This is a genomic window from Endozoicomonas sp. ONNA2 (assembly GCF_024606365.1).
GTDB lineage: Bacteria > Pseudomonadota > Gammaproteobacteria > Pseudomonadales > Endozoicomonadaceae > Endozoicomonas.
In genome coordinates this window covers 1-2,748 of the sequence record NZ_JAHHPO010000618.1, presented here as the reverse complement: position 1 = coordinate 2,748, position 2,748 = coordinate 1, and the positions used below count along the sequence as shown (strand labels likewise).

The following is a 2,748-nucleotide window of genomic DNA, read 5'->3' as shown; positions in this document are numbered from 1 at the left end:
TGCCCATGGCGCGTGAAAATATTTTGCGCCACCCTCAGGGATGAAAAATGGTTAAACAAAATATTTCTCACGGCAAAGAGCACGAAGAAGAGCTTTTCTTTTCCTTTGTGCTCTTTTTGACCTTTGTGGTTCCAATTCAAGACCCACAACCCGTAATAACAACCCGTCAGCGACAGTCACTACGAGTTAGAGAACGAGGGATAGAACTATAGCATCAGGAAAAATTCCTTAATGTCTACCCTAAGAGGGACGGTCAGGTTATTACTGTCAAAGGGGACAGTGGGGGAATAGCATTTTGGGCAGAGATAATAGTGCCGGATTTGGTCGCGATTGGTGAGGTTTTAGAATCCAATCGACCTTAATAAGCGATTTACTGATTTTTATACGAATTCAGGGCAGTAAAAAATATCAATTAACTATTCCAGGGCTGCTTAATCCAGGCCATGCCAACTACTCTCGGTTTTTCGGCATTTTCATGATCAATTATTGCAAAGTAGAATGGGTGGTCAAAATCAAATTTAGGATATTTTATAGTCGACGCACAACAAGCGTATGCCAGCATTTCTGATGTTGCGGCTACATCAGCCCCTTCTTCATCAATATTCAATGCTGCCTTATGTGTAGCGATGGCACCAGCTTCCGAGTGTTCTGTCGTATATTCATAGTCGAATTTGAATTTGGGCAGCGTTATCTCTGCTCTATTATTTTCTGCTTTGCCAAGGATAGACGTTAGTCCATTTAGCAAAACCCGATTGAGATCTTCACTGTTATGATTGGTTTCCTCTGAAGGTGGTAAAACAAGCACCGCTTTTATTCCTGTTTCCTTAACAGGAACAGCTATAAAATCATAGCCATCTGAACGAGTGTGTTTGATGGTGTGTGTTTCTCCACCACTTTCCATCCACTGAATTTCGGGGTGGGTGGTATTTTGCCATGTCATTGCTGAGCTATCGACATCATTCATCAGCTCAAAAGGTTCTTCCCATGAAACATGCTCGAATAACCAAGTGACCAAGCGAAAGGCAAGGGTTGGATCTTCCAGGTTGTTGGGATCAAGCAAATCAGTGATCATACCCTGGGTATCTTTTGCAATTCGCGCATTGAGTTCTGCTGTAGCCTGTGCATAACCCTTCTGTCTTAACTCTGCACTGGTTGTATGTGAAATATTGAGTTGTTCCAGGGCCTTGTCAATATGTTCTTCTTTTGATTGAACGTGCAAGCCTTTTACGGTGTCCATAATATTGGGCGGGATATGATCAGACACGATAGCACTTTCATTTAAGCCAACATTCAAGCCCACCTCATTCATTACTCTGGCGGTGATTGCCTCTGTGGTAGTGACCAGGAAAGGTGAAATAACCAAGTTAACTGATCTATCAGACAATAATACCTGAACAAATTTTTTTACATCACTTTGAATGCCTTTAAAAAAAGGTGTGGTGGTTTCTGGTACCACCTTATGGATGCCTGACGAACCCATCGACTGTGGAGAGTATAAAACGTTGGAATGGGTTGCATGATGTTGAGGTCCATTATTGGTGGCAAGAGTGCCGGCAAGCGCTGAATTTTGCATTTTGATTCAAATCTCCAGATAAAATGTCTATTGTTTGAATTGACGCATTCTAACACATTCAAAAAATGCTCTGATCCAGACAGCAAACAATCAATAAGCAGTTAGCCAACTGTTTAGTCAGGTTTTCATTTTTTTAGTCCTTATTAACAGCACGATATAGTGTTTGTGGCTTCTTTGCTCTCTTTTTTAAGCCAATTGTTTGAATTTATAATAATTGTCGTTTATTTATCGGGAGACTCGGTCAGGATCAAATGGCTACCAGGGTAAATATTATTGTTATCTGTGCTAATCCCGATCAACGCTTTATGCAAAGCCACATCGCCAATGGTTCGATCAATCCGGGAAATGTCCTGAAAGAGAGTGTTATTACGATAGAAATTAAGCATCTATCTATTAATTCCAGAAACAAAAACTTTGTGGTTCCAATTCAAGACCCGCAACACCTGGAAACCAACCCGCCTGCACTCGTTCGCAGAAGCTAAAAAAGAATGGACAATAGTAATATTCAGGAAGAATTCCTTAATGTCTACCCTAAGAGAGTATTGACGTTGCCATCAATGACCTCGTTTACGGTGACCCGGCCACCACCATCTTCCCAAGCCGTAAGACGTTGGCTTTCAAATAGCTTAACGTCGTCGTTCGTAATCCCAATAGCAAGTGCTTATACTGGGTTGTGATGAAAGTTAAAAAAAATGGGAATGAATGAATTACCTATTGAATAAAGTGGTCTGCTATATCATATGAAAATAATTGAGTGGTAAAACACAAACATGAATTCATCTTTTAATAACTTTTCTTCTTGCTCTGTGTCTTCCAAGTGGCTTACTGAAACCTCATTAACCTGTCATGAAGAAGAAATTAAAATGACAAGTGCATTTTTTAATGACAAAAAAGTTCAAACATTTGAACCCGTCAGCTTTGGCTACGTTTCGGAAGTGATGAAACAACAACAACAAAATAGTGGTTTTGATTCCTTCAACTGGTTAGAAACGGACAAACTTCCTTCATTATTTCCTGAAATTGATGATCTTGACTGCACCTCCAAAGACAGCGAAGCAAGTAATCGCCCACTCTTTTCGCACCAGGTAAATTGTGATGAAACCGGAAATGGCGATATTTGCACAGAAATAAAAATGAATGAACCGGATGCTCAGACAGAAAATTCAGCAAAGGTC

The 2,748-nt window shown here is 40.4% G+C and carries 3 protein-coding genes; 2 read left to right on the top strand and 1 reads right to left on the bottom strand.

The genetic code is table 11. The features are described 5' to 3' along the window. Positions 1 to 412: 412 nt before the first annotated feature. The gene (locus KDK14_RS10895) at positions 413 to 1,573 is read right to left on the bottom strand and encodes a serpin family protein (protein WP_257265135.1); all 1,161 of its coding nucleotides are present in this window, start codon (positions 1,571 to 1,573) and stop codon (positions 413 to 415) included. 251 nt (positions 1,574 to 1,824) lie between these two features. On the opposite strand from KDK14_RS10895, the gene KDK14_RS10890 reads away from it, so the two are divergent. Then, entirely contained in the window at positions 1,825 to 2,055 is a 231-nt protein-coding gene (locus KDK14_RS10890) for a hypothetical protein (RefSeq protein ID WP_257265134.1), read from the top strand. Positions 2,056 to 2,343: 288 nt separating this feature from the next. Then, positions 2,344 to 2,748 (top strand): hypothetical protein (locus KDK14_RS10885; RefSeq protein ID WP_257265133.1); only part of this gene is annotated, 405 nt, incomplete at its 3' end.

Bases quoted from the DNA above. Each gene is read 5' to 3' on its own strand.
- KDK14_RS10895 (WP_257265135.1), bottom strand. From the start codon at position 1,573: ATGCAAAATTCAGCGCTTGCCGGCACTCTTGCCACCAATAATGGACCT.
- KDK14_RS10890 (WP_257265134.1), top strand. From the start codon at position 1,825: ATGGCTACCAGGGTAAATATTATTGTTATCTGTGCTAATCCCGATCAA.